6 protein-coding genes are annotated in these 5,304 nt (G+C 61.2%); 1 reads left to right on the plus strand and 5 read right to left on the minus strand.

Going from position 1 to position 5,304, the window contains the following annotated elements:
- The 5 genes from cmr1 to NZM16_RS10210 form a co-directional block, all read right to left on the minus strand.
- Window positions 1-261: type III-B CRISPR module RAMP protein Cmr1 (gene cmr1 / locus NZM16_RS14080; RefSeq protein ID WP_367281024.1), on the minus strand; the 261-nt coding region annotated here is incomplete at its 3' end.
- Window positions 262-270: 9 nt separating this feature from the next.
- Window positions 271-777, minus strand: coding sequence for a HEPN domain-containing protein (locus NZM16_RS14085; protein WP_367281025.1), 507 nt, complete (start codon window positions 775-777; stop codon window positions 271-273).
- A gap of 29 nt (window positions 778-806) precedes the next feature.
- Window positions 807-1,568 carry a CRISPR-associated endoribonuclease Cas6 gene (gene cas6 / locus NZM16_RS10200; protein ID WP_295480243.1) on the minus strand — a complete coding sequence of 254 codons (762 nt, stop codon included), beginning with the start codon at window positions 1,566-1,568 and terminating at the stop codon, window positions 807-809.
- Window positions 1,569-1,801: 233 nt separating this feature from the next.
- Window positions 1,802-2,191 (minus strand): CRISPR-associated protein Csx15, encoded by a 390-nt coding sequence (gene csx15, locus NZM16_RS10205; protein ID WP_295453590.1) that lies wholly within the window; start codon window positions 2,189-2,191, stop codon window positions 1,802-1,804.
- Between the two features lie 403 nt (window positions 2,192-2,594).
- Window positions 2,595-3,488, minus strand: a complete 894-nt coding sequence (locus NZM16_RS10210; protein WP_295453593.1) for a CRISPR-associated ring nuclease — start codon at window positions 3,486-3,488, stop codon at window positions 2,595-2,597.
- A gap of 143 nt (window positions 3,489-3,631) precedes the next feature.
- Between NZM16_RS10210 and NZM16_RS10215 the strand changes: the two genes are divergently transcribed.
- Complete coding sequence (locus NZM16_RS10215) at window positions 3,632-4,810, plus strand: CRISPR-associated protein Csx3 (protein WP_295480245.1); 1,179 nt, start codon at window positions 3,632-3,634, stop codon at window positions 4,808-4,810.
- Window positions 4,811-5,304: the final 494 nt, after the last annotated feature.

The following is a 5,304-nucleotide window of genomic DNA, read 5'->3' on the forward strand; positions in this document are numbered from 1 at the left end:
GCCAGCAGATGAAAGAACAATTATCGGAGATGCTCGGTTCGTATCGCCGAAAACCTCTGCTTCAAGCTGTCGCAGCTGTCGCAAAGGGAGACTCTCACTGTCTATCGCTGCCATCAAGCTACCAAGGAGGGCACGATACCAATATCGCATTGCCCCTCGAATTGAAGCCGCCCTTATCTCTGGAAGTCCGAAGGGTTCTGCTCCAGACAAAAACAGCGGAGTGATCACTTCGCATTTAAAGCTTGACTCATACATCCCCATCCCCCTAATTTATTGTGATCTAACTATAATCCGTTTAACAATCTTGCGAATTTTAAAGGCACACTTTAGAAGAACCCAAACTTGAACATCATTTGGGTCATCTTTGTTATACCTTAAATTGTCCTGAAAATTCCTATCCAAAATTTTTAGTTCCCAGACACCAGCCGAACTCTCAACCCATTCGTCAACCTCTTCTATTAAATCTTTTACTCTTGAAATAGTGTTAGAGAGATGATGATCAGTGCTCTGTATAACGTTCTGGAACAGCTCATCGAGGTTATGGAGCTTTGGATATTTTCCTTTATTGTATAACAATAAAACTTTAAGCCATTTTTCGATTGATTGATGCAGTAGATAGCAAACGTGCGCAGGGGTGTATCTGCCGAATGGAGGCTTTCTCAGTAGGTGAACAGCACACAGCAAATCCTCTTCAGCCCGATCTACGAGCCGTTGTTCGTTGGATATTCTATCGGGAAGAATAAAAACTCTCAGAGGGTCTCGCTTATTCCTTTGCATGACTCTGCGACAATATTATTCAAATGGGATTATATTTCTGCCTCTGCACTGGGCTTATGTGCATAAATCCTCACCATCCCAAACCCGCTCGCCGTGTGCTCGCCGAAGCCGGCCTCGTAGCCCAGGCGGATGAGCTCGGGGTCCCCAGAGACGGTGAACGAGAACAGCCAGCCCCGGATGTCGGTGTCATGGATGCGAACCAGCTTGGAGCGATAGGGGGGATGCGGCTGGATCTCCAGCTCCCCCCGGAGCTCCCGTCCGTAGAAGGCCGCCGCCTTCCGCCGCAGGTTCTCCGCCAGCGCCCGCCCAAAGGCCGCTTCCTCCGGCGACAGATACCGCTTGACCAGCCGGCCGTCCCCCCGCCGTTCGCCGGTGGAGATGGTGATGGGCGAGAGGGCCGTGAAGGTCATCGTCTCGCGAAAGTCCGGTGCTGACTCCACTTCGACCCGCTCCACCATCACCGGGTAAGGTCCCAGCCGGACCTCCGGCTCCAGCAGCAGGCCCAGGGCCAGCGCCTCCACCACTGCCGGGATCGGCGAGGAGGCCCACCAGGTGACCGTCCCCTCCGCCCACAGCCCCGATCCGTTCGGGCGCAGGCCGTGGAGCCAGGAGTAGGTCAGGGGCTTGTAGCGCCGTCCCTCCGGATGGCTCCATCCCTCCTCGTGGAGCTGATGGGCCACCTGGGGCAGGCCCCGGGCCATCGCCGTATAGGCCAGGCCCCGCAACCACTCCGGATAGCTCCATGGCAGCTGACCGGATCTCAAAAGCCGGAGCTGAATCTTGAGGCGCATCGCTCCTCCTTCCGGACGGATCGAACGGAAGGGCCTTCAGACGATCGGGCGTGTCGCCGGGCGGATGAGGCCTCCGGAGATGGGCGTTCCGCTGTTGGAAGCGCAACGGTCAGGGCCGGATCACCCCCGGAAACCCTCCAAGAAGACCCACCGCACCGCTTCTTTCCTGGAAGGGATGCCCCGAAGGGATACCCCGCGGCCGCTGAATCCCCCAACGCCCGCTTGGGAGATCCTCAGATCCTGCTTCTCCGCGCCCGCGCCGCGTCCCGCACGGCCTGGAGGTTGATCACCTCCGCGACTTCGAAGCGGGGCGGGATCACCCCAGCGACAGGCCGCAGGCGGACGATGGAGGGGAAATACCCCATGCGGCCGTGCAGTTCGGCCAGCAGCACCCCGGCGGAGTAGTTCAGAGAAGGCAGGACGATGAGCAGGGGGAGCGTTTGCCATTCCTTCGCCGTAAACCCTACCTGGTCCACCATCCTCACCACCTGTTGGGCCAGCGGCTCCTGCGGATCGATCTGGGCATCGATCGCGATCACGCGCTCCACCTTCCGTCCGGTGAGGGCTTCGAGCTGGTGGAGCTGCTCCTCCGTCAGTGGATGGGCGAAGTTGACGAGGACCATGTATCTGCCTCCCGTGTCTTCAGTGTAGTCCGCCGGGTGGGCGCGAGACATCGGGGGAGAGCCGGATTTTTCTCAGGGATAGGCCGGATGCCCGTCCTCCGGGTTGGGGATAAAGATGGAGATGAAGCGGAAGCGTCCTATGGATCCCCCACTGGGGATGGGGTCCAGCAAGGCCCCCCGGCGGCCCTGTTGAACCAACGGGTCTGACGCCGGCTTATGCGAGGCCAGCTTTTTCCTCCCCCCGCGGCCCTCGGGCCGCGGGGATGTCCTGGGGGCGGGCAGGGCCGCCGAAGACGGCTCCGCTTCGCCCGAAGACCCCGGGTTTGGAAGATCCCGTTCCGTCTTCGAGGCGATAGAAAGGCCGCTTCTGGGGGGCTTGGGATCGTTCTTCAAAGGGAGGTGTCTATCCGCTCGAATCCGGGACTCCTCCCGGTGCTAGGAGCGGCATGATCGGTCGAAACCATTCCCGCAGGTTGTGATAAGAAAGCGGATGATCCGGAGGCAACTCCCAGAGCTCTCGACAGACATCTTTGATGGCGTCCAGATGGGAGTCGACGGTCTTGGGGGTGATCCCCAGGCGCTCAGCGACCTGCTGCGGCCGCTCGTTATGGGCGATCCAGTAGAGCACCCGACGCTGGGCCGGCGTCAGGCGCTGCCACGCCTGCCGGCAGCGCTCCAGGTCTCTGGAGGCCGGGAGGGCCTGCTGCAATTGGATGGACGAAAGCTGTCGGAAGCCCGGGAAATCCGCCCCCCAATGGGGGAAGGGCACTTCGACCAGGCGCACGCCGTCCTCCGGTCGGGCATGCATGCGCTGCCCATCCCGCGCCAGCTCCAGGAAGGAACGGGGTGTGTAAAGGTGCCAGAGATGATCCGAGTAATCCAGATGAACAATGGCGGTGAGGAAGAGCATCAGGGCCAGGATGCGGCGTCCGCCGGCCAGCACGACATGCAGGGGCCGACCCTGGGCTTTCTCCAGTCGAAGGATCTCCACAATGTGAGCGCGAACTGCATCGGCAGTTTGCTCGTCGACGATATCCACAAGAGGGCCATGATGGTCTCGTAGCACGACGCGGCGCAGTCGAATGGGGCGCTGGGCGTGGGCGTAGAAGTCGTTAGGGAATTCGCGATCCAGCCGCTCGAGGGCCTGACGGGTCCGGGGATCATGGGGGGCGAAGTGGATGACCACGACTTCCCCGATCGGCTCGCCGCGCTCCAGCAGCGCGTCCAGGGCGAAGGTGACCACCTGGGGTTGCCCGCCGAGGGTAGCGATCATCGTGCTGACCGGTCTGGGGCCCATCGCTCACCTCCCACGGAAGCGACCTGGCTTAGGACACATCCGATGGCTGGAATATTTTAACCGTTCAGCCGGCGGTTCCATCATTGTGTGGTCTTCCTCTAAGCCATGCAGGCTCAATTCACCGATGTGCACGGAGGATGCAGATGGAGTTGTTTCCGGCTGTTCTGATCGGGGGGCCGCCCAACTCCGGTAAGTCAGTGCTAATTTATAGTTTATCACAGGCGTTGCGCAAGCGGGGAGTGCCCCATTATGTGCTGCGGGCGGCGCCCGATGGGGAAGGGGACTGGTTTCTGGAGACAGAGGTGACCCAGATCCGGCTGCTTCGGGTGAAAGGCCCCTTCGACGCCCGCTGGGTGGATCGAATCGTTCGGGATATCCAGAACCGGCACCTTCCATTGTTGGTGGACGTAGGGGGGCTGCCCACTCCGGAGCAGGAACGCATTCTGAGCGCGGCGACCCACGCGATCCTCCTCACCCGGGATCCGGCCCTCCGTTGGGAGTGGCGACGTCGCTTCCACCGTTACGGCCTGAACCTCGTCGCAGACCTGGATTCTCAGCTGGACGGGCCTTCCCGGGTGATCCAGCAAACCCCTGTGCTTCGCGGGGTGATCACCGGCCTGGTCCGGGGCCGCATGGCGGAGGGATCGGTTTTTGAAGCCCTGGTGGATCGAATCGCCGCTCTTTTCCGATACGAGGCTGAGGAATTGCGACGCTATCACCTGAACATGGCCCCCGCTGTGGACCTGGTGATCGAATTGGACCGACTGGCCCGCATGCTGGGCGTCCGCTTGGAAGGCGAGGCGCCCCGCTGGGCCCCGGAAGACCTGCCCCGTGTCCTGGAATCCCTCCCTGCTGGCAAGCCCCTCGCCCTTTATGATCGAGCCCCCGCCTGGCTGTATGCGGCCCTGGCCGTCCATGCCCTGCCTTCCCCTCTCTTTCAATTCGATGTCCGGCTGGGATGGATAGAGCCTCCGAAGCTAAGGGTCGAGGCTGGCCCCCCCGAACCGTCGGCCTTGCATTTCTTCATGGAAAGATCGGGGGACCTCTGGCGGCTTCGGGTGACGATGGCCCATTCCTATCTGGAACATGAAGAGTTAGAGGGTCTCCCGGTGCCTGCGATCCCCACGGATGAGGGCCTGGTCATCGATGGGAAACTTCCCCTCTGGCTGTGGACCGCGCTGGCGCGGGCCTACGCGGGGGCTCGAGCGGTGGCCGTCTTTGAGCCGCGGACCTCGGAGGCCATTGTCATCGCGTCTCGGGACCCTGTCTCTCCGATTGGAACCCGATGGCCCGTGGAGCCTGTTGGAGGGCAGCGGGCATAACCGTTGTCGCATGGCGAACCCCTTCCCCGCGGCCTGAAAGGTTGCATGCCCTTGCTAACGCGTGCGAGGAATTCGACGCCGCTCACGCGAACCTCCGATTTCTCCCTGGGGATTGGGGGGCTGGCGGCCCGCCAGCCCCCCACACGTTTTTCTCCCCCCTCCCCACGGCCCTCAGGGCCGTGGGGAGGGGCTTCATCGGCCCTCTCACAAGGGCTCACTATGTCTTCACGGATGGAATGCACAGCACGCGTTTGCATAGAAGAAGGGAGACTTGAGGCTTTGAGGCGGGCAGGGCCGTTGAAAGGAGCCCCGCTCTTCAAAACGTCTGATTCCCCCTTCCCATGAGCCAGAGAGCTGTGGGAGGGGGAAATCCAGTGGATATGGGGTGAGCCGGTTCTCTAAGTCCTTCAATCAAAGATGGACGAGGCCTATAGGCTCTCAACGGGGTAACTCCTACCCCGGATGGGCAATGCGTCGATGGATTCCCCGGCCTG

The sequence above is a fragment of the Thermoflexus sp. genome, assembly GCF_025055495.1.
In the GTDB taxonomy this organism is placed as follows: Bacteria; Chloroflexota; Anaerolineae; order Thermoflexales; family Thermoflexaceae; genus Thermoflexus.

Bases quoted from the DNA above. Each gene is read 5' to 3' on its own strand.
- NZM16_RS14085 (WP_367281025.1), bottom strand. From the start codon at position 777: ATGCAAAGGAATAAGCGAGACCCTCTGAGAGTTTTTATTCTTCCCGAT.
- cas6 (WP_295480243.1), bottom strand. From the start codon at position 1,568: ATGCGCCTCAAGATTCAGCTCCGGCTTTTGAGATCCGGTCAGCTGCCA.
- csx15 (WP_295453590.1), bottom strand. From the start codon at position 2,191: ATGGTCCTCGTCAACTTCGCCCATCCACTGACGGAGGAGCAGCTCCAC.
- NZM16_RS10210 (WP_295453593.1), bottom strand. From the start codon at position 3,488: ATGGGCCCCAGACCGGTCAGCACGATGATCGCTACCCTCGGCGGGCAA.
- NZM16_RS10215 (WP_295480245.1), top strand. From the start codon at position 3,632: ATGGAGTTGTTTCCGGCTGTTCTGATCGGGGGGCCGCCCAACTCCGGT.